This window comes from Staphylococcus sp. MB377, assembly GCF_001922505.1.
Taxonomy (GTDB): domain Bacteria; phylum Bacillota; class Bacilli; order Staphylococcales; family Staphylococcaceae; genus Staphylococcus; species Staphylococcus haemolyticus.
On sequence record NZ_MAON01000022.1, the window covers coordinates 63,258 to 85,068 of the forward strand.

At 33.8% G+C, this 21,811-nt stretch carries 19 protein-coding genes; 9 read left to right on the forward strand and 10 right to left on the reverse strand.

Going from position 1 to position 21,811, the window contains the following annotated elements:
- Positions 1-47: 47 nt before the first annotated feature.
- Both ppx and BB045_RS05500 read right to left on the reverse strand, forming a co-directional pair.
- Positions 48-1,589: an exopolyphosphatase gene (ppx, locus tag BB045_RS05495; RefSeq protein ID WP_070581915.1), complete on the reverse strand. Its 1,542-nt coding sequence runs from the start codon at positions 1,587-1,589 to the stop codon at positions 48-50.
- Between the two features lie 213 nt (positions 1,590-1,802).
- Positions 1,803-3,347, reverse strand: coding sequence for an AbgT family transporter (locus BB045_RS05500; protein WP_016930774.1), 1,545 nt, complete (start codon positions 3,345-3,347; stop codon positions 1,803-1,805).
- 269 nt (positions 3,348-3,616) lie between these two features.
- Here BB045_RS05500 and BB045_RS05505 point away from each other — a divergent pair, with 269 nt between their 5' ends.
- Positions 3,617-4,435 carry an SDR family oxidoreductase gene (locus tag BB045_RS05505; protein WP_075140579.1) on the forward strand — a complete coding sequence of 273 codons (819 nt, stop codon included), beginning with the start codon at positions 3,617-3,619 and terminating at the stop codon, positions 4,433-4,435.
- 193 nt (positions 4,436-4,628) lie between these two features.
- On the opposite strand, the gene BB045_RS05510 is transcribed toward BB045_RS05505, so the two are convergent.
- Positions 4,629-5,705 carry a M42 family metallopeptidase gene (locus BB045_RS05510; protein WP_053025559.1) on the reverse strand — a complete coding sequence of 359 codons (1,077 nt, stop codon included), beginning with the start codon at positions 5,703-5,705 and terminating at the stop codon, positions 4,629-4,631.
- A 167-nt stretch (positions 5,706-5,872) separates the two neighbouring features.
- Between BB045_RS05510 and BB045_RS05515 the strand changes: the two genes are divergently transcribed.
- A complete protein-coding gene (locus BB045_RS05515) occupies positions 5,873-6,334 on the forward strand; it encodes a YehR family lipoprotein (RefSeq protein ID WP_053025561.1) in 462 nt (153 codons plus the stop codon).
- 77 nt (positions 6,335-6,411) lie between these two features.
- Here BB045_RS05515 and BB045_RS05520 read toward each other — a convergent pair whose 3' ends face one another.
- Entirely contained in the window at positions 6,412-7,698 is a 1,287-nt protein-coding gene (locus BB045_RS05520) for an O-acetylhomoserine aminocarboxypropyltransferase/cysteine synthase family protein (RefSeq protein WP_070631798.1), read from the reverse strand.
- A gap of 274 nt (positions 7,699-7,972) precedes the next feature.
- Positions 7,973-9,550 carry an FMN-binding glutamate synthase family protein gene (locus BB045_RS05525; RefSeq protein ID WP_141748987.1) on the reverse strand — a complete coding sequence of 526 codons (1,578 nt, stop codon included), beginning with the start codon at positions 9,548-9,550 and terminating at the stop codon, positions 7,973-7,975.
- A gap of 188 nt (positions 9,551-9,738) precedes the next feature.
- Between BB045_RS05525 and lnsB the strand changes: the two genes are divergently transcribed.
- The 4 genes from lnsB (at position 9,739) to BB045_RS05545 (ending at position 13,003) form a co-directional block, all read left to right on the forward strand.
- Positions 9,739-10,521 (forward strand): CPBP family lipoprotein N-acylation protein LnsB, encoded by a 783-nt coding sequence (lnsB, locus tag BB045_RS05530; RefSeq protein ID WP_053025565.1) that lies wholly within the window; start codon positions 9,739-9,741, stop codon positions 10,519-10,521.
- A gap of 55 nt (positions 10,522-10,576) precedes the next feature.
- Positions 10,577-11,377, forward strand: a complete 801-nt coding sequence (locus BB045_RS05535) for a CPBP family intramembrane glutamic endopeptidase (protein ID WP_053025568.1) — start codon at positions 10,577-10,579, stop codon at positions 11,375-11,377.
- A gap of 176 nt (positions 11,378-11,553) precedes the next feature.
- On the forward strand, positions 11,554-12,216 hold the full coding sequence (locus tag BB045_RS05540; RefSeq protein ID WP_053025570.1) for an ABC transporter ATP-binding protein: 663 nt from the start codon (positions 11,554-11,556) through the stop codon (positions 12,214-12,216).
- A complete protein-coding gene (locus tag BB045_RS05545) occupies positions 12,209-13,003 on the forward strand; it encodes an ABC transporter permease (RefSeq protein WP_037550211.1) in 795 nt (264 codons plus the stop codon). The genes BB045_RS05540 and BB045_RS05545 overlap by 8 nt, the downstream gene beginning before the upstream one ends.
- A gap of 54 nt (positions 13,004-13,057) precedes the next feature.
- On the opposite strand, the gene BB045_RS05550 is transcribed toward BB045_RS05545, so the two are convergent.
- Together BB045_RS05550 and BB045_RS05555 are read right to left on the reverse strand one after the other, a co-directional pair.
- Positions 13,058-13,837, reverse strand: coding sequence for a sensor histidine kinase (locus BB045_RS05550; RefSeq protein ID WP_256722961.1), 780 nt, complete (start codon positions 13,835-13,837; stop codon positions 13,058-13,060).
- Positions 13,828-14,532: a response regulator transcription factor gene (locus tag BB045_RS05555; protein ID WP_075140580.1), complete on the reverse strand. Its 705-nt coding sequence runs from the start codon at positions 14,530-14,532 to the stop codon at positions 13,828-13,830. Before BB045_RS05555 ends, BB045_RS05550 begins: the two co-directional genes overlap by 10 nt.
- A gap of 151 nt (positions 14,533-14,683) precedes the next feature.
- Here BB045_RS05555 and BB045_RS05560 point away from each other — a divergent pair, with 151 nt between their 5' ends.
- Positions 14,684-14,914, forward strand: a complete 231-nt coding sequence (locus BB045_RS05560; protein ID WP_052071612.1) for a hypothetical protein — start codon at positions 14,684-14,686, stop codon at positions 14,912-14,914.
- Between the two features lie 117 nt (positions 14,915-15,031).
- Positions 15,032-16,207, forward strand: a complete 1,176-nt coding sequence (locus BB045_RS05565; RefSeq protein WP_053025082.1) for an MFS transporter — start codon at positions 15,032-15,034, stop codon at positions 16,205-16,207.
- Between the two features lie 56 nt (positions 16,208-16,263).
- On the opposite strand, the gene BB045_RS05570 is transcribed toward BB045_RS05565, so the two are convergent.
- A complete protein-coding gene (locus BB045_RS05570; RefSeq protein ID WP_075140581.1) occupies positions 16,264-17,613 on the reverse strand; it encodes a carboxylesterase family protein in 1,350 nt (449 codons plus the stop codon).
- A 314-nt stretch (positions 17,614-17,927) separates the two neighbouring features.
- The gene (locus BB045_RS05575; RefSeq protein ID WP_070581926.1) at positions 17,928-19,592 is read right to left on the reverse strand and encodes an APC family permease; all 1,665 of its coding nucleotides are present in this window, start codon (positions 19,590-19,592) and stop codon (positions 17,928-17,930) included.
- A 185-nt stretch (positions 19,593-19,777) separates the two neighbouring features.
- On the opposite strand from BB045_RS05575, the gene BB045_RS05580 reads away from it, so the two are divergent.
- Positions 19,778-20,377, forward strand: coding sequence for a YdeI/OmpD-associated family protein (locus BB045_RS05580; protein WP_053025079.1), 600 nt, complete (start codon positions 19,778-19,780; stop codon positions 20,375-20,377).
- A 96-nt stretch (positions 20,378-20,473) separates the two neighbouring features.
- Here BB045_RS05580 and BB045_RS05585 read toward each other — a convergent pair whose 3' ends face one another.
- A complete protein-coding gene (locus BB045_RS05585; RefSeq protein ID WP_053025078.1) occupies positions 20,474-21,517 on the reverse strand; it encodes a 2,3-butanediol dehydrogenase in 1,044 nt (347 codons plus the stop codon).
- Positions 21,518-21,811 lie beyond the last annotated feature (294 nt).

Below are 21,811 nucleotides of genomic sequence, written 5' to 3' on the forward strand. Positions count from 1 at the left end.
AGTAAGTAAAAGGCATAACATCCTAAGTTTAAGATAGCATACTTGTTTTAAGATTTTGTAAAGATAATGGAAACATTTCCTTTAAGTATCTTTTCAATATGTTTTTTCTGTCTGTTTGCTTGATATTCTTCTGCAATAGGCTCGCCTTCAGTATAAAAAACAGTTAATTGATAGTCCTCGTCGCCTTTTTTCATTTTCTTCAATTCAACATCGACTACGAAGCTTGTTTGAGAAATATTTAAAGCGTTGATAAATTTAATGATGCCACCGAGTGCTTGAATCGTATCTACTTCTTTATTGCTAAACCAATCTGTTTCTTTGCAATAGAATTTCAATAGTGATTTATTTTTGAAACTGGCGAGTAGCGCTAATTTAACACGGTCTTTATGTGTATAACCGTTAATCATAGAGTTAGCAATGATGTAGTACGTGTGTGGAGAACTTGAATCTGAATCGATAAAGCTACCTAGGTAGTAAATATAAGCGCCTTCTTCAAATAGACGTTGATCGTTATCACTGATGTCTAAATCAGCGATATCAATTAATTGTGATAATAAGGATTTAGCTAATTTAAGACGTGCTTGTGAACTAACATCTTCAATCTTATATTCACGTGCTAAGAAATGAATTGATTCTTTACGTACATTATTTTTATCGAAGACATCAGTATAGCGTTCATGTACTTGCTTCATGACATATCCCTCACGTAAACCATTTCTAGAGAATGTGAATTGTTTAGCGTCTACAATTTTATACAACGTTTTAAACACTGATACAGCTGGTAAGATAATATCTACACGGTCACGACTTAGGCCGTCAAGGTTGGTTAAATCATCGCGATCACTTTTACGAATGATATCAAAGACTTCATCAATATCTTTATTCGTCATTGTATAATTGTGTACACCGCCAATAGGGTATGAATGTTCGGCTTGATGGATACGAGCTACATTTCGTGCGGAACCACCGACACCTACAAGTGCAACCTCTTGATCTTTCAACCACTCTAAAGATTCAAATTGTTGAGATAGGAATTTCTCCATATCTTTAATGGCACCTTTGTCGTTATCATCTTTGTCGTTGAAGAACTTTCTTTTAAGTGTTACGACACCGAAAGGGAAACTATGTGATTCAAATAACTCTTTATCTTTAAATAACGTTACTTCAGTTGAACCGCCACCGATGTCGACGGATACTCCGTTTTCAATTTCAGTAGTGTGAGTAATTGCGTAGTAACCATAGTAAGCTTCGTCTTCTTCGGGTACGATTTTAATATCAATACCAACTTCATTTTTAACTTCTTTGACAATTTCATCATTGTTTTTAGATTGACGGATTGCGGCAGTAGCAATCGGATGTAATTCAGTTACATTGAATTTATCAGACACAGATTTAAAACTGTGTAATGCATCAATGAGTACTTTTATGCCTTCTTTACTCATTTTATTATCTTTAGTGAGATATTGGCTTAGTCGTGCAGGCGTCTTAATGTTGAGCAATTCATTAATTCCTGATTCTTTAGTAAAGTTAAAAATAACTAATCTGATAGTATTTGATCCAATATCTACTAAACCTATTCGTTCTTCCATCGTGTCCTCCTATATGACTAGAATAATGTTGATTAAAATACACTTCTATACCTTTATTTTACCGTAATATAACACTTTGAAAAAGGGAGACTGCGATAAATATTTAGTAATTAGTAAAAATTTTGTAAGGGATTACATAAAAATAAACCTCCTCGGAGATAGAGGAGGTTTGTGCACATCTACATGGCTAAAATTTTATGTTTAATTATTATATTATTTCGGAATTTTAACAGGTCCACCTGGTCCTAATGGAATGCCTAGTAAGTACCAAGCGATAACGAATAATGTCCATACGACACCTAACGCAAAGGTGTATGGCATTAAACTTGAAAGTAGGGAACCTAGTTTCATATTTTTATCATACTTTTGCGCGTAAGATAGAATAAGTGGCATATAAGGCATCATCGGTGTGATTGGGTTTGTAATTGAATCACCTACACGATAAATCATTTGAGTAAATGCAGGATGATAACCTAGTAAAATCATCATCGGTACGAAGATTGGAGCCAGAATACCCCACTTAGCCGATGCACTACCTATAATTAAGTTAATAAAACTACTAAGAATAATGATGCCTATAATAAGCACGATACCATTTTGATGTTGAAGTAATTTGGCGCCATAGACTGATACAATAATACCAAGATTGCTCCATTGCAAGAATGCTAATAATTGAGCTGCAAAGAATACGATTAATATGAAAGATCCCATTGAACCAAGAGAGTCACTAATCATACTACCTAAATCTTTCGAGTTCTTGATTTGTTTACTCAAAATGCCATAGACCATCCCAGGAATTAAGAAAATAACAAGAATTACTAAACCAACACCATTAATTAAGGGTGAATCGTCTATGAGACTGCCTGTTTTAGCATTTCTTAACCAACTTCCTTCTGGAATACAACAAATGATTAGGGCAACAATCAGTAAAAGAAATGACATGTTCGCCCAGAATAATGCTTTATTTTCAGTTGGTGTAATATGAGATGATGTTTCCTCGTCTTCATCATAATTTGCTTGACTCGCATCATATTCGCCTAAACGTGGTATAACAACCTTTGTTGTAGTGAAATAGATAACAGGAATTACTAAGATGACACTTGCGGCAATAAAGTACCAGTTCATAGCCACATTAATCTTGACGCTATCTGAAACAATCTTCGTCGCTGGTTCAGTAAATGCATAGACTAATGCATCTTGCATACCAATTAAAAAGTTTGCACCAAAACCACCTAATGAAGAAGCATAGGCCATTGCAAGACCGGCGATTGGGTGATAGCCAATCTTAATAAAGATCATTGCTGCTAGTGGGGGTAAAATGACTGTTGCTGCATCCCCAGCTAGACTTCCTAATATTCCAATTAAAATGATTGTAGGTACAATGATTCGCTTTGAAGCTCGGTTAATAACTGAAATCATTAACTTATCAAAATATCCTGATTTCTCAGCAGCACCGACACCAATCATCACTGCTAATACAAGTCCTAGCGCAGGAAATTCAGAGAAGTTCTTAACGGCATCATTCATAATCATAGCGATACCTTCAGTACTAAGAATACTCTTTATATGTATGGTTTCTCCATTTCCTGGATGTTTCACTGACACATCAAAAAGAGACACAATCCAAGTGATAACGGCTAAGCCAACACACATTAAGAAGAAAAGCATTGCAGGGTCTGGTAATTTATTACCAGCTTTTTCAACACCATTTAGAAATTTGTTAACTAAAGATGTTCTTTCTTTTGTATTAGTGGTCATAAAATGGCCCCCTTTGTTAGTTAACTCAAAGTATAACAAACTGATTTTTAAAATATAGCAATTTTCAGAAATTTAAATATAAGAATTGGTTATTAATGTGATAAGTACAATAATAATTACTTATCAAATAAGATTGAAATTAAATTGTGTGATGAAGCGCTATCATTATGAGAATAAGGTTTGAGGGTGTTTGAAGTGTGGAAAGATAAACATTGTATAGATGAGTTGAATTTCATTAAAGAAATTTGAAAATAGGAGTGAAAGCCGTTATGAAACGTTTAGAAAATAAAATTGCAGTCATCAATGGTGCAAGTACAGGTATCGGCCAAGCATCAGCAAAAGCCTTGGCTAATGAAGGTGCACATGTACTCGCACTTGATATTTCGGATGAATTAGAAAAAACGGTTGAAGAAATAAATCGTAATGGAGGTAAAGCTACTGCGTATAAAGTAGATATCTCAGATGATAAACAAGTTCAAGACTTTGCGGATAAAGCTAGAGATGAGTATGGGCGTGTAGATGTTATCTTTAATAATGCGGGTGTAGATAATGGCGCAGGCCGAATCCACGAGTATCCTGTTGAAGTATTCGATAAAATTATGGCAGTGGATATGAGAGGTACGTTCTTAGTAACCAAATTCTTATTACCGTTAATGATGGAACAAGGCGGTTCTATTATTAATACGGCATCATTCTCAGGACAAGCTGCCGACTTATATCGTTCTGGATATAACGCTGCCAAAGGTGCAGTCATTAACTTTACGAAATCTATTGCTATTGAATATGGTCGTGAGAATATTCGTGCGAATGCTATTGCACCAGGAACAATTGAAACACCATTAGTAGACAATTTAGCTGGTACTTCAGAAGATGAAGCGGGTAAAACGTTCCGCAATAATCAAAAATGGGTCACTCCATTAGGTCGACTAGGTAAACCTGAAGAAGTAGGTAAACTTGTTGCATTTCTAGCATCTGACGATAGTTCATTTATTACTGGTGAAACGGTTCGAATTGATGGTGGTGTTATGGCTTATACTTGGCCTGGAGAAATGTTAAGTGATGATAGTTGGAAGAATTCAGTAGAATAGCAATTAATTGCAATATTTAAAATTAAAATGAAGATTAATATTATAACCCCAGTCTATGGCAGTAGACTGGGGTTTAGTGACGTCAAATGACGTTAATCTTCATTATATTAAGCACACCACACACTAGTGTGAAAATGCGTTATTTAGATGATATGAATTAAACTATCAACTTCATAATATTTTAACTAGTAACTTACCATTTTATTCTCTCATAAGCGTCATCGTTTAGTGAACGAACGATTTCAGTTACAAGGCGCACTGAATTTTCATAATCATCTGTGTGGAGTACTGACACATTTGAATGCATATAACGTAAGGCAACGCCAATAGAAATTGTAGGTATACCTTCATTTGCAACATGGATACTTCCTGCATCTGTACCACCGCCAGCTGTTGTATCCCATTGCACAGTAATATAATGTCTTCTTGCAACTTCTTTAATATGTTGACGTAAGCCTTGATGTGCAACATTAGATGCATCCATTAAGATTACTACAGGCCCATTTCCTAAAGTCGTCTCACTTCCAAGGTTGTTCATTCCTGGTGTATCGTATGCGACTGCAACATCCACTGCAATAGCGAGGTCAGGTTTGATTTTATTAGCAGCAACTTTAGCACCACGCAAGCCAACTTCTTCTTGCACAGTTGCCCCTGCATATAAATCTACACCGATTTGTTCATCTTTAAGTCTTTTTAATACATCGATCGCAAGTGCACAACCGTAGCGATTATCGAATGCCTTTGCAGTTAAATATTTGCCATTCGCTAATTCTTCAAATTCACTATAAGGTGTAATCATATTGCCAACTTCGATACCGTGATTCTCAGCATCTTCTTTACTTCGAACACCGATATCAATGTACATATCTTTAATTTGGACAGGCTTCTTACGTTCCTCTGGGTCAAGTACGTGTGGTGGTTTTGAACCGACAAGACCACGAATTTCAGTGCCGTCATCCGTTGTGATAGTTACTTTTTGAGATAACATAACTTGGTTCCACCAACTGCCAATAGGTTGGAATTTAATAAATCCATTATTATCGATTTTAGTCACGATAAAGCCAATTTCATCTAAGTGGCCAGCTACCATAAGTGATTTTGTTCCATTGTCACTTGCTTTTTTACCAAATATGCCACCCAAACCATCTTCTATAATTTCATCACTTACAGGCCCTAAATATTCTTTCATCTTTGACTTTACATTGCGTTCATAACCAGCAATGCCATTCACATCAGTCAATGATTTTAATAATTCAATTGATTCTTTCATATACACACACTTCCTAACGTCATTATTTACTAACATTGTAGCATGTAGATTTTTGTTTTTCTGAAAAAATTGTTTCTAATCAAAATTATCTGGTAATGATATACATAATAAGATAAAGTAAATGCTATAATTTAATTGAAAAATGACACAGTGGGAAGTAGATGAGTATGATGAAAAAGTTCTTTGTATTGACGATATTAATGGTGTTAAGTGTAAGTATATTAGGCGCGTGTAGTAAGGAACGCTCTAAGACATATGAAGGGGACATGGAAGGGAAGCATGTATTAACGACATTGTCTTATAAAAAGAATAAAGTAGTAAAACAATCAACTGTAACAACATTGAAGTATAATGATTTCGGTATGTCCAGGAAAGAAGCTAAGAAGACGTTCCAAGATCATCATCAATTGAAAGACCTTAAAGGTGTATCTTATAGCTTAGAAAATAATCATGAAAAATGGGTTGAAACAATCGATATAAACTATAAAAAAGCAGATATTAAAGAAGTCGAGAAGTATTTCTCTTTAATGTCAACATCTAAAAATGATAAGAAGGTCAATATGGAAGGGACCGTTAGAGAATTAAAAAAATTAGGCTTTAAACAAAAAAGTAATATGACAGATGAATAATGAACTAGAAAAGCTGTAACGGAGCCGGGGACATAAATTAATGTCTCAAGATCCGTTACAGCTTATTTTTATATCATTTAAATAATACTAAGTGCATCATTTAAGTCGTTAATAATATCTTCAGCGTTTTCAGTACCTATAGATAGACGAACCATTTCTGGAAGTACACCTGATTGACGTTGTTCCGCTTCAGTCAATTGTTGATGCGTTGTACTTGCAGGATGGATGACGAGTGATTTGGAGTCTCCTACATTTGCGAGTAATGAGAATAGTTGCAATTTATCGACGAAGCGAGCGATGTCATCAACTGATCCGTCTACGCCAAATGTCAGAATTGCACCTTGACCTTTTGGTAGATATTTTTTAGCTAAGTTATGATATTTGTTGTTTTCAAGACCAGGATAATTTACCCAAGTGACTTTAGGGTGTTGAGCTAAAAATTGAGCAACTTTTAAGGCATTTTCAGAGTGACGTTCCATACGTAGATGTAATGTTTCTAAACCAATTAAAAATTCATGAACATTATAAGGCGACACAGCTGAACCTAAATCACGTAATAATTGAACACGTGCTTTAGTGATGTATGCAGTTTCACCGACATCATTCGTATATGAAATGCCGTGATAACTTGGATCAGGTTCGACTAATCCAGGGAACTTACCGTTATCCCAATTAAACTTACCGCTATCTACTATAATGCCGCCTATTGATGTACCATGGCCCCCTATAAATTTAGTAGCTGAATGGATAACAATATCAGCACCATGTTCAAATGGACGACATAAATAAGGAGAAGCAAATGTATTATCAATGACAAGTGGTAAACCATTATCGTGTGCAATTTGTGCTACCGCTTCAATATCTAATACATCTATAGCTGGATTACCGATTGTTTCAGCATAAATCGCTCTTGTTTTATCATTAATTGCTGCTTTAAAGTTGTTAGGATCACTAGGGTCAACAAAGTGAACTTTAATACCTAGTTTTGCAAAGGTGATGTTTAATAAGTTATAAGAACCGCCATATAGGTTAGACGATGCTACAATCTCTGAACCAGTTTCCACAATATTAAGTAATGCCAATGTGATAGCAGCTTGACCTGAAGAGGTAGCTAATGCACCAACACCACCTTCTAATTGTGTGATACGAGCTTCAAAGACATTCTGAGTTGGGTTCATAATTCGTGTGTAAATATTACCTGGTTTAGCCAGAGAGAATAGGTCTTGCGCATGTTGCGTATCATCAAAGACATAACTTGATGTTTGGTAAATAGGCACAGCACGTGATTTTGAGAATTCATCGATAACTTGTCCAGCATGAATCGTTTGTGTTTCAAATTTCCAATTTGGATGATTGTCTGTCATAAATATGACCTCCAATTAATAGAATATTCTGATTGTTTATTTTTAATTATTATACAGCACTTTAAAATGAAATCAAACTGAATTAGTAAGAATTAAAAGGTAGGGGATAGAATTTCCGAGAGGATATTTAACTGGTGCTCGCTTAACTCAAGAAATTACAAAAAAGAGAAGGTACTTGATATGAGTACCTTCTCTTACTAGTCAGCTATTACGAGTTTGTGATATAGCTTCAAAGTATTATTTTTATCCAACCTTAACTCTCTTTGCCATCGAGTTAACTTATTAATTTCAATTTATAGTCAATGATATTTTCTATTGAACCATCAATGCGTTTGATTACAATATGGTCAGTTGTAATTTCATTTGGACTTTTGACACCAGCTGCGGCCGCAATGTTAAATAGTCCCTCATGTAAACTTGTAATATAGTTCGTTACTCGATATTGCTTTTCATCGACAATTAATGCTTTTTCCTTCTTAGGATCAGTCGTCGCAACACCCACAGGACATGTATTTAAGTGACACTGTTGACTCATAATACAACCTACACTAATCATCATGCCACGAGCAATATTAACTAAATCTGCACCTAATCCTAAAGCAATTGCTACTTTATCTGGAGTAATTAATTTACCTGAGGCAAAGATTTTCATTTTATCTCTAATTTGATGTTGCTCTAACATACCAGTTACGATAGGTAGTGCTGTAAATAATGATAGACCGACACCATCTTGTAACTCTTGGAATGTCGCTCCTGTACCACCTTCACCGCCATCAATTGTGATGAAATCAGGATAAATATTCATATCAATCATTGATTGAACTAATGCTTCAATTTCTTCAACTTTACTCACTACAATTTTAAAGCCGACTGGTTTTTGACCTAGTTGACGTAATTTATCTACAAATTGTAATAAGTCTTCAGGTGAATCTATAAAATCAAAGCGGTTAGGTGAGTTCACGGTTTTATAAGGTTCAATGTTTCTGATTTTGGCAATTTCTTCTGTAACTTTATTGCCCTCCATATGACCACCGCGAGTTTTGGCACCTTGTGCGAGCTTAATTTCAAATGCTTTGACCTCTTTATGATTTGCCGTCTTCAGAAATTGATCGTCGCTAAAGTTACCATCTTTATCACGAACACCAAAGAGACCAGGTCCGATTTGGAAGATAATGTCGCCTCCACCTTTAAGGTGATATTCTGACAATCCACCTTCACCTGTATTCATCCATGTGCCTGCACGGGCTAACCCTTGTGATAATGCAGTGATTGCACGACCACCAAGTGCACCGTAGCTCATTCCTGATTGACCAACGAGTCGTTTGATTTTAAAAGGATGTTCTAAATTGTTTCCGAGAATAATAGCATTATTGTCTGTTAAGTAGTACGGATCAATAGCTGTTTGATATCGATGTTCATCACGTTGAAATATGCGTTCATTGTCCACTTTATAGACAAATGTTGAAATCATAGTTTGATTATTAATTTGTAATTCATTACGTTGTAAAGGAAACATTGTATTTCGTATGTAAAAACCATCCTTATACTCTCGTTGTGTTCCAAAACTAGACATTCGAGAGTTGTATTTACCTGCTAGCACAATATTTGTGTACTGATTTCTTGAAAATGGTTTCCCCTCTGTATCATTTGCAAATAAGTATTGACGTAATTCTGGTCCAATCTTTTCTGCAAAGTAACGTACACGTCCTAGAACAGGATAATTACGTAAGACACTGTGTTGATTCTGCCCTTTATCTTTAAATAGCAACACAAGTACTAAGCCGATTATTGAAAGAATCACAATAAATATCATGATGTTAACAATAAACTGCATAACTGTAAGTATAGAAATCAATTTTATTTCTCCCCCTTTGAACTTTCTACAATTTAAATCATACATCAATGTAAATCTTTTACAATTTAAAATAGGAAGAAATTTTCAATTTCTTAATATTAATAATCTGATAGAATAACAAATGATATATGACATACATGTATTTCGATGATAAAGTATGATGTACAAGATGTAAGAGGTGACCTATGGATAAAGAGGAAAAGTCATTGACACAAGAGGGTTTAAGAAATCAATGGGGAAGTTCTGAAGTAGTAAAAAAAGATTTCTTATTAATACCCATTTACATCGCTTTTCAAATTTTAATGCCAATTATTATTGTATTCGGTGTTCTAGGTGTTCATGCGATGATAACGCAAGATCCACCACCACTATATTTATATAATTTGATGTTGAGCGTCAGTTTCGTTATAGCGCAATTTATTGTTATCGTGTCATTTTTTGCATTACATAAACTTTATATTGCTGATGTGGCATTTAGACAATTTCGCATTGTTAAACGTAATTACTTACCATTAATAGTTACTGTGAGTATCAGTGCATTATTGCTATATTATACTTTTAATTATGTAGCGCAGAAACTACCTAAACCTTTAAGTTATGATGTAACTCAAGCGCAACTTCGTCTTGAAGGTCTATTCAATCATCCAATTGCAATTGTGTTTTCTTTTATTACAGTGGTTGTATTACAACCTTTAATTCAAGAATTAATTTATCGACATTTAATCATTCATGAACTCGAAAAAAAGCTGAATTTGATGGTAGTTATTGTATTGAGTATAGTGATAGAAGTGAGTGTACAGGTATATGACTTGATATCCATCATGGAAGTGATACCGTATTTAATATTATCAATTGGCTCTATCATTATTTACATAAGAAGTGGAAAGAATTTAGCAGCATCATATCTTTATCATAGCTCTGTACATTTGGTGATATTTATTACTACAATGGTAGAGAAGTTCTTTTAATTTTTGATAATAGTTGAAATTTACATATTCAAAAAGAATAGATAGGGAGAGACTTATGACAAATGAATATGAACATTCGCAAGAAACATCTAAGCATTCACAACTAAACAATGAATTTGCATCAAAACGAATTGTTAAACGTGATTTCTGGCTTATACCAGGCTACTTAATTATTAATATTGTTTTGCCGTTGATATTAACAATAGTTGTAATGATTACGATTGTAGCTATTACGGGTCAGACCTCACAAGATCCTTTTATAAAACAATTAATGGGGATTAATCAAATTTTTGTCTTATTAGGACAGTGTCTGTTATTACTATTATTTTATTTAATGCATCGCAAATCACTTATTCCATTATCAATTCAACGCTTTAAAGATTTGAAAAAACATATCATACTGATTATTGTTGTTCTCATTGCGATGTATTTAGCACAATTTTTATACGGAAACTTAATAGAATTGCTACCTGAAAAATATCAGTTTAATAATACTGAAAATAATAAACAAATTGAGGAACTCTTTAAGACGAGATGGATTTGGCCAATATTATTTTTAGATATAGTAATCGTTACGCCAATCGTTGAAGAATTACTCTTTAGACATCTCATTATTCATGAACTCGGTAAGAAATTAACATATGGTGCAATGTACGTTGTATCAGTATTATTCTTTGCTGGATTACACGTACTAAGCGCATCATCTCCATTTGAAGTTGGGCCATATTTAATTATGGCAATTGGATTTGTAGTTGCGTATCACTATAGTGGCCGTAACTTAGCAATCACCATTACGTTGCATATGATAAATAACTTAATTTCATATCTCTCTATTATTATTTCGATTATTTGGTAATCGATTTACTCGGATTGAAGTGAGATACAGTGAATCAATAAATGTTAACTTGAATTCGCTTATCTTACTTCTTTTTTTGTTATTATAGATATAAATGATGCTAGAACAGGTTAAACAAAAAAGTATTTTAATTTATTTTTCAATAAAAGTAATAGTTAAGAGGAGGTTAGTAACAGATGTTATTAAACATCAAAAATTTATCATATAAAGCGGATAGACGTATGATACTCAAAAATATCAACTTTCAATTAAATGAAGGTGAGGCAGTAGCGATCATTGGTCCATCTGGTAGTGGGAAGAGTACATTTTTAAAGCAGATTAATAATCTAATTAGCCCGACAGATGGGGAACTTTATTTCAAAGATAAGCCATTCAATAACTATCCTCCTGAAGAATTGCGTATGAAGATAAGTTATCTCATGCAACAGAGTCAACTTTTTGGTGAGACGATTGGGGATAACATGTCATTTCCAGCGTTAGCTCGTGAAGCGCACTTTGATAAGGAAAAGGCACTCGATTTATTGAAGAAAGTGAACTTAGGTCAGTATGATTTAAACTCTAAGATTGAACATCTATCCGGAGGTGAACGTCAAAGGATTACGATTGCACGTCAACTTATGTATCGTCCGGATATATTATTGCTAGATGAATCTACAAGTGCACTCGACACGCAAAATAAGCACATTATTGAACAAATGATTTTTGACATGGTTAAAGAAGGTGTCGCAGTCTTATGGATTACGCATAGTGATGACCAGAGTATGAGACATTTTCATAGAAGAATAACAATTAGTGATGGTGAGATAACGAAAGAGGAGGCGTTAAATCAGAATGAGTAATACAGCCCTTTGTTTAACTGCATTATTATTATTAATTCCAATCTTTATTTCGTATAAAGAAGGGTTACATATTATTAAAGATTTAGTAGTAGCTTCCGTACGTGCAGTTGTACAGTTAATCATCTTAGGTTTTATATTGCACTATATTTTCAAAATAGATCAAGCATGGATATTAATGTTAGCAGTGTTAATTATTATTATAAATGCATCGTGGAACACAATTAACCGTGCTTCTCCTGTTATGCATCATGTCTTTTGGATTTCATTTATCGCTATATTTATTGGAACTGCTTTACCACTAACTGCTACTGTATTAGCTGGAGCAATTGATTTCAAAGCAAATGAAGTTATCCCGATAGGTGGTATGTTAGCGAATAATGGCCTTATCGCGATTAATTTGGCTTACCAGAATTTAGATCGAGCATTTGTTAAAGATATTACCGATATTGAATCTAAGCTTACATTAGCCGCAACACCTAAATTGGCTTCTAAAGCATCAATTAGAGAGAGTATACGACTTGCTATCGTACCTACGATAGACTCGGTAAAAACATATGGCCTAGTTTCTATTCCAGGGATGATGACAGGATTGATTATTGGTGGCGTACCTCCACTACAAGCGATTAAATTCCAATTACTTGTCGTATTTATCCATACCACAGCCACGATAATGTCAGCTTTAATTGCGACATATTTAAGCTATAATCAATTCTTTAACGTACGTCATCAATTAGTGGCGCGTAATAGTGCACTCAATGCACCCGATGAAGAAGCGAAAGATAATTAAATTAAAAAGTCAGCTTTCACTTGATTCTCCAAATGAAAGCTGACTTTTAATTTACTATGCTGTATCCACCAATACGATATGGAAATGTACACCTTGCTTAGATGGTAATAGTGTAATTGAACCATGATGATAATTAACAGCGTCTTTTATGATAGATAAACCGATACCATGTTGAGCTTTATTCGTTTTAGACGTATACGACTGTCTAAATAGTGCATCAATATTAGCGTGAGGTAGGCCTTGTCCGTCATCCATATAATCAATCATCAAGTTATTTTCAATTTTAGAAATAGTTATCTTTATGCTAGGGTTGATCTCATTATGATCAATACTATTATTGATTAAATTTATCAGAAGTCTCTCGAAATACAATTTATTCCCATAAAACGTTGATTCATCTTCAAGATGAAAGTCGCATGTTAGGGATTGGTAACCAATAATTTGAGCAATTCGATTAACTGTTGATTGAATAGGAAAGTTCTCTTTATCATGCTTCATCTGATTGGTTTCCATATCAAACGATTGATTCAAGCTATCAATCAAATCACTCATAAACGTTGCTTTCTCCGAAATAAGTTGAACATAAGATTGTGACGCTTCATCAGCTTGTATTAGTTTAGAGTATCCATAAATCGTTGTAAGTGGTGATTTTAGATCATGAGAGATTTGACTAATCCACTTCGATTTATAATATGACATTTGATTATGATAAAACTTATCAGACAACATTTGTTCATTCAATTTCGACAAAGATGCGTCCAGTTCCGGATATGTTCGACGATTCTTAAATCGCTTACGTTTCGACGTAGGCTGATGTAGTTTACCTAAAGACAAATTGCCAATCCAATCAATGTAAAAGGATAACGGTCTTGGAACATGTACCCTTTGCTGCGTACAGTTTTAATCATCTTAGGTGAATTAGGAGTCGCTTCAATCTTCTTACGCAAAGTTCTAATATGTACCATCAAAGTGTTATCATCGACACCTGTATCGTATCCCCATACTTTAGCGTAAAGCTGATCTTTCGTAAGTACTTGGTTCTTATTTTTAACAAGATACGCTAATAAATTATATTCACGATTCGTAAGGTTGATTGGTTTATCATTAATACACACCTCCGTACTATTGAAGTTAATAGTTAAATCATTATAACGATACATCGACTGATCTTTATCATTTAAATGTAAAGACACTCTATAATATAACTCCATAGGATCAAAGGGTTTCTTAATATAATCAACTGCACCTTGTTCGAAGCCTTTATAAACATCTAAATGTGTTGTTTTAGCAGTAACTACGATAACGGCTGTATCATTTAAATCAATATATTTCAATAACTGATAACCATCTTCAGACTTTAAATTTAAATCTAATAATATAACTTGAAAATTGAATTTCAATAATTCAAATTTTGCATCTTTAATATTATCAACGGATTTAATGTGTCGTATCCCTTTTGTACTTAAAGATAATTTCATTAACTCATTAATATCTTTGTCATCTTCAATAATAAGTACTTCGCCGTTCATTTAAACCACCTCAATATCTATCTTATATAACTTTTTAACATTTAACTATTCCGATAATAATTATTTAAGGAAAAATTAAGATTAAACTAAGTAGTATTTAATTTGAAAATTTTACTATATAACTAAATCATTGAACGAAGGAGCAAATTATATGAAAGTTATATCCCATCTGCTTGGAATTATGATTACACTACTTGCACTATTTAATATACTTAGATTTTTAATAAGCCTAGTTGAAAGTTATTTTAATATGAATTTTGGTTTTGATTTTGTATTGCATAATAATTATGTGACTTACGGTGCAATTGCATTACTTGTTCTTTCAGCATTTCTACAAGAACTTATCGAACATCAATACAACAATAATGAAAGTCTCTTTTAAAACATTGGGGAAGAAAAATATAAGTGAATATTATATAATGGAACAGTTACGAAACTTGAAGAACAGTGCGTAGCTGTTTTTTTATGTAAAAATGATTAAATGAAAGGGGTATGAATGATGTCTGTTATGCGGATAGCCACATTTATCATCAGCGTATTTATTGTAGGTATGGTTGAAATGATGGTCGCTGGTATCATGAATTTAATGAGTGATGACTTAGGTGTTTCAGAAGCGATTATTGGACAACTTGTCACGCTTTATGCATTAACCTTTGCAATATGTGGACCTATACTTGTTAAATTAACCAATCGATACCCTGCACGTCCCGTATTACTATGGACTTTAGTCATCTTTATAGTAGGGAATGGCATTATCGTCGTAGCGCCTAACTTTACGATTTTAGTCATCGGACGTATATTATCATCAGCCGCTGCATCATTAATTATCGTCAAAGTCTTAGCACTAACAGCAATGCTAACGATACCTAAGAACAGAGGTAAGATGATTGGCGTTGTCTATACTGGATTTAGTGGTGCAAATGTCTTTGGTGTGCCAATCGGTACGATGATTGGTGATTGGATTGGTTGGCGTTTCACATTCGTATTTATTATTGTTATTAGTCTTATTACCGGCTTATTAATGTTGAAATATCTTCCAACCACTACGGAACTCAATCAAGCCAATAGAATGTATAATAACGTTTCCGATGATAATCAAGTTACAACTCATATTGTTCGACCAGTTGAGATCGTTAAGTTTTTAGCAATTACATTGCTTATTCTAATCGCTAATTCAGTGACGTTTGTATTTATCAATCCACTTATTTTAGAGAATGGTCACTCCATGGGCTATGTATCATTAGCGCTACTCGTTAATGGTGTTGCCGGTGTTGTTGGTACATCAATGGGTGGTGTGCTAGCTGATAAGTTGACTAGTAAGCGATGGTTAATTATTGCTTTCACAGTATTTATTATAGTTATGTTAGCTATTAATTTAATTTTATCTACAACAATACTATTATTAGTTGGACTCTTTATTTGGAATATCGTGCAATGGAGTACGAACCCTGCGATTCAAAGTGGTATTATCGAACATGTTGAAGGTGACACAAGTCAAGTAATGAGTTGGAATATGTCTTGTCTTAATGCAGGTATTGGTTTAGGTGGTATTATCGGAGGCCTTGTTGTTTCAAATATGAATGTTGAAGCGGTCACGTTTGTAAGTGCCTTTATAGGTTTATTAGGACTGATTATTGTACTTACATTAAAGAACGTACATTATGCTAAAAGTTAATATCATATAACCATTTTAAACCCGTGATGGATGCGTGCATCTATCACGGGTTTTCCTTATTTATATACACGTGGTTCTATGCGATTTATCGAGTAAGGTTCGTAGGGCATGGTGCCTGTTCTAGCGTAATGAACTAAGTCACTTATCATACGTTTGCTTAATTCGATCTCATTGTTTGAAATTTTAATAGAGTGACCTTGTAGTATATCCATCTTACCGAACCAGAAGACTAAATCTAAAATATGATAAGCACTTGCAAAATGAACATGTTCAGGTCGAGCCCAATCAAAGCGTAACAACCAACGATAAGAATTATTACTCATTTGTTGAAGTAACATAAATGTAGGCTGTTTAAAATATAACTCCGTCACGACATATGCTTGTTGTTTTCCAGTTTGAACACGACTGAAATCGACGTGGATATGATTTAATTTCATGACATCAACGAAACGTTGAGGGTTCAGTTTACGTGATTCATTTCGGATATAACAATCGCCTTCATCTTTCGTATAGCTTAATACAATCGGTTTGTTGAATTCAGATAGAGGCCTATACATCTTGCTATCTTTAATCGGTTGATATATTAATTCTAAGCCTTTAGATTTGCCACGTGCTTTCTCCTCATATGCCATTAATTGTAGAATGGCTTGATCATCTAAATCGTTTATACTTTTTCCGGAAAAGTGTTGTTGCATTAAATCATCAAAATATTGTGCTTTCATCATGCCAGTTTCTGCTGAATCTAACTGCAATATGCCACTTAATAACATGACTTGATTATAATAGTGGTCAAGTTGTGGTTGCTGCATCAATGCTTGAATACTCATACTGCCTGCTGATTGACCCCATAATGTAACATTGTTAGGATCTCCGCCAAAATACTCAATAAAATGTGCAACCCACTTTAATACCGCAATTTGATCAGATAGACCGTTATTTTTATCGTAGTGCGCGTTAAAGTAAGACCAATCTAGAAATCCTAATGCACCTAATCGATAGTTGAACGTAATCACAATGACATCATGTAGCTCAACAATATGTTCTGGAGTATATAATTCTGCTGAACCATGACCATTTATAAAGCCACCACCATAAAAGTAAATGATTACAGGTTTCTTTGCTTTGCCAGTCGATTGACGCCAAATGTTTAAATGTAGGCAATCTTCATTAAGTTGAAATTTCTGTTTCGTAGTTGAAAAAAACGTTTCTAATTTATTGAATGGTTGTGGAGGGATTGCTCTGAATTGTGTAGCATCAACCAATGTATTATAACTATAGATAGGACTAGCGTGTTTAAAACGACGATGTCCAATAGGGGGATATGCATAAGGAATGCCTAGAAATAAATCTAAATTCTTATGTGTCAAACCTTCAAAAGCACCATACTTCGTATTAATTATTACCATCAGATCATCACCCAACATTTATCAATTACTTTAACTATAGCATTATTTTATAAGTTGAAAGATATTGAATGCTGTTCTATTCTAAAAAGAGCCTGTGACATAATTCAATGACTCAGACTACAAATATATATTGGCAGTAGTTGACTGATTTAAAAATACACTTTTAACAAGCTTTTTTAATTCTAGTCAACCTTGCTTGGTGGGCGGGGCCCCAACAAAGAGAATTTCATTAAGAAATTCTACAAGCTAAGCAAGCTGGGGATACAACGAAATAAATTTTGGAAAATATTATTTCTGTCCCACTCCCTACAATATTAATCATTATGTTGTTGGATTGCTTCTTTTCTATCAGCTTCCTGTTGTTCTGCTTCCATTGTATCTTCTTTCATTTGTTTATTAATCTTCTTAGCGCGTTTGTAATATACACTCTTGAAGTGACTTGTAATACCAATTCTATAAAAGACAAGTGCTAAAACTATTATAACTAGGAAATCGTAAGGGTAGTGTATTAAGTTAATACCTTTAAACTCTTTACTACCGATAAATGACATACAAGCTAATAAGATTAAGTAGACAATAATCCATATACTTCCGCCAATTTGTTTTTTAGTGTTTTTCCAATTCATTTTATACTCATAGAAGAAATAAATTGGTAATCCTAAAATAATAATCAATATAACTTCAGCTGTGGTTGGCCACATCGCCCAATAAATTGCTAATGAAGCAAGTACAAATGATAATGGTGCCATTACTTTTAACATCGTGCCTCGGAATGGTCTGTGTAATTTAGGTCCCATTTCACGTAACGACATTACCGTAGTTGGTCCTGTTAGGTAAGCGACTAATGTTGCTGTTGAAATAACAGCGGCTAATACACCCCAATCACGGAATAACGTCACCATGACCATACTGATGATCGCATTAAATACGATGGCTACACGTGGAATGTTATAAGTTGTATTAATTTTACCTAAGAACTTAGGAATATGACCATTACGTTCCATTGCATTTAATACACGACCAGTAATCGCAACAAATGAAACGCCTGTACCAAATGGTGAAACAACTGCTTCGATGTATAGCAAAATAGCTAACCAGTTGATGCCTAATAAGATTGCCATGTCTGCGAATGGTGAATTGAAGTTGATACCACTCCAACCATGCTCATGAATCATTGATTGTGGCATTGATGTAATAAATGTACTTTGTAGTATGATGTACAGAATTGCGCTCAACGTTAATGAAATTGCAATGCCACGTGCAATATTCTTTTCAGGATTTTTAATTTCAGATCCCATATTAATGATTGTTTGGAATGCATTAAATGAGAAGATGATTCCTGATGTTGTTGTTGCTGCAAAGATTGGTGCACTACCGTACGGCATAAATTCGCCAATAGATGAACCGTAGTTACTAGTGTCGAAACCTGAAAGCATTAACATGATGATTGTTAGTAACGGTACACCTAATTTAAAGAACGAAATTAAACTAGTGAAAGACGTTAATAATTTAACTGACCAATAGTTTAATAAAGAAAAAATAATGATAATGACATAGACAGCGAATAATCCGGTCGTACTGATTGAACCATTATGCATTAATGCAGAAGTTGGTTTGGCCCAATCCCAGGGCCATGAACTGATGTATTGTACAGCGGATACTGCTTCAATTGGAATGATAGTAACTAATGATACCCAGTTTGCCCATGCGGCAATAAATCCTAACAATGAACCGTGTGAGTATTGAGCATAGTTACTCATACCACCAGATTGCGGAAACATTGTTCCTATTTCAATATAGTTATAAGAAATCGTTCCTATAACTATAAACCCGATAATCCAAGATAAAATGGCTGCAGGACCAGCTGCAGAAGAAGCTTCCCATGCACCAAATAACCAACCTGAACCAATTAAACTTCCTAGTCCTAATAATACAAGTTGGACCAGACTGATTTTACCTTCGTTATGATTTTGTCCCATAAATACTCCTTTATGTTGTTTTAATATTCATCAAAAATGATACGTTATAATTATACGCTTATCATTTCATTAGTCAATTTATGATTTTGTAAATTTACAAATGATTGTGTAATTAATAGTTATTTATTGACTTAAATAATATAGTGATTGTATTGTTATCAAACTAACGATATGAGGTGACCAAGGTGCCAGAGAAACAATCCGATAAACAGGTATTAGCTTTTTTAGAAAAAGAAAGTCAATGGAAGGAATCTTATCAATATTTAAGAAATTTAATATTTGATGAGTCAGAATTAGAAGAAGCATATAAATGGATGCATCCAACATATATCGTTAATGATAAAAATGTTATAACGATTCATGGTTTTAAACATTATGTAGCGTTACTATTTCATAAAGGTGCAATTTTAGAAGATAGATATAAAACGCTAATTCAACAAACAGAGCGAGTTCAAGCAGCAAGACAATTACGCTTTAAAACACTGGATGAAATTAAAGCGCGTCGAGATGAAATTTTATATTATATTAATGAAGCCATTGAAGTTGAAAAGGCCGGCAAGAAAGTTGAAATGAAGAAGACAGAGGACTATGAAATACCTGAAGAATTACAGCAAGCATTCAATGATAATCCTAAGTTAGAAGAGGCATTTTACAAATTAACGCCTGGTAGACAGCATCAGTACATATATCACATTTCACAAGCAAAGCGCAGTCAAACAAGACAAAGCAGAGTTGAAAAATATATTGACCATATTCTTGATGGTAAAGGCATGTATGATAAATAAATGTTAAGAAAAAAGCTTTTAATCTTCATCTGTAGAGATGTCGATTAAAAGCTTTTATTTAAATCAAGTTAAAATGTATCGATGTGTTAATTCAAATTAGCCATTTAATTTAACTAAAATTTTAGCTTGAGATTTATCGTTTACTAATTGTTCGAATCCAGATTCAACAATGTTTTCTAATTCAATTTCATCTGTTACTACGCTCTTAACATCTAAGCTACCGTTCGCAATTAAATCAATTGTTTGTTGGAATGTAGTAGGTGAGTATGCAATTGTAGATGTTAATTGAACACCTGAGTTAGTTAATAACATTGGGTCGAAATCTACTGCATGAGCAAAGATTGATACGATGACAACTGTACCTCTTGGACGCGTAACTTGTACTGATTGAGATAATGTTACGCCAACACCAGCAACTTCAAATGTAACATCTACACCATTTTCAGTATGTTTGTTAATAAAGTCTACAGGATTTGTATTACCAGAGTTAACTACATGTGTAGCGCCGACTTCTTTAGCTTTAGCTAAACGCTCTTCAGATAAATCAAATACGAAGATTTTACTTGCACCAGCTGCTTTAGCTGCAACAATTGTTAATAAACCAATTGGACCAGCACCAAATACTGCTACTGTATCACCAAATAATAATTTACCTTCTTTAACTGCTTGAACCGCAACTGCAGTTGGTTCTACTAAAGCGCCTTCTTTATCAGATACACTTTCAGGTAATGCATATACATTTTCTTCTGGTGCATTTGTAAATTCTGCAAAGCCACCATCAGAACCTAAACCGATAAATGAATAACCATCATATAAGTCAACACTTTCATCTTTCTCATGTTTAGATACAGTTGGGTTAACAACCACACGGTCCCCTTTTTTATATTTAGTAACGTCTTTACCAACTTCTTCAACAACACCAGCAAACTCATGACCTAAAGTAACAGGTGCTTTTTGTCCAAGTAGTGGATCAGGTTTATCTGTAGAGATGAAGACTGGTCCTTCTAAGTATTCATGTAAATCAGTTCCGCAAATACCTGCCCATGAAACTTTTACTTTTACTTCATTGTCTTTTAATTGCTTAGGTTCACGATCTTCCACGCGAACATCTTTTTGACCATACCATACTGCTGCTTTCATTATTACAACATCCCTTCGATAAATACTTATTACACCTATAGACTAATACTATTAATTTCGTAATGCAATTTTGAATACAGCTTTATAATATTTATTTAGAAAAGTTTGACAATTTCATGAATTTTATTGTCAGCAACTTTATTTTCGACAGTTTTTAACTTGATAATGCTTGAAACAACTTAAAAAATTGTAATTGTGAATTTTTTTAATCTTTTCATATAAGAAATGTTTCAAAAAATTATATAGGGTATATAGATATAAAAGATGAAAAAAGCTTGAATTATATTGAAATTG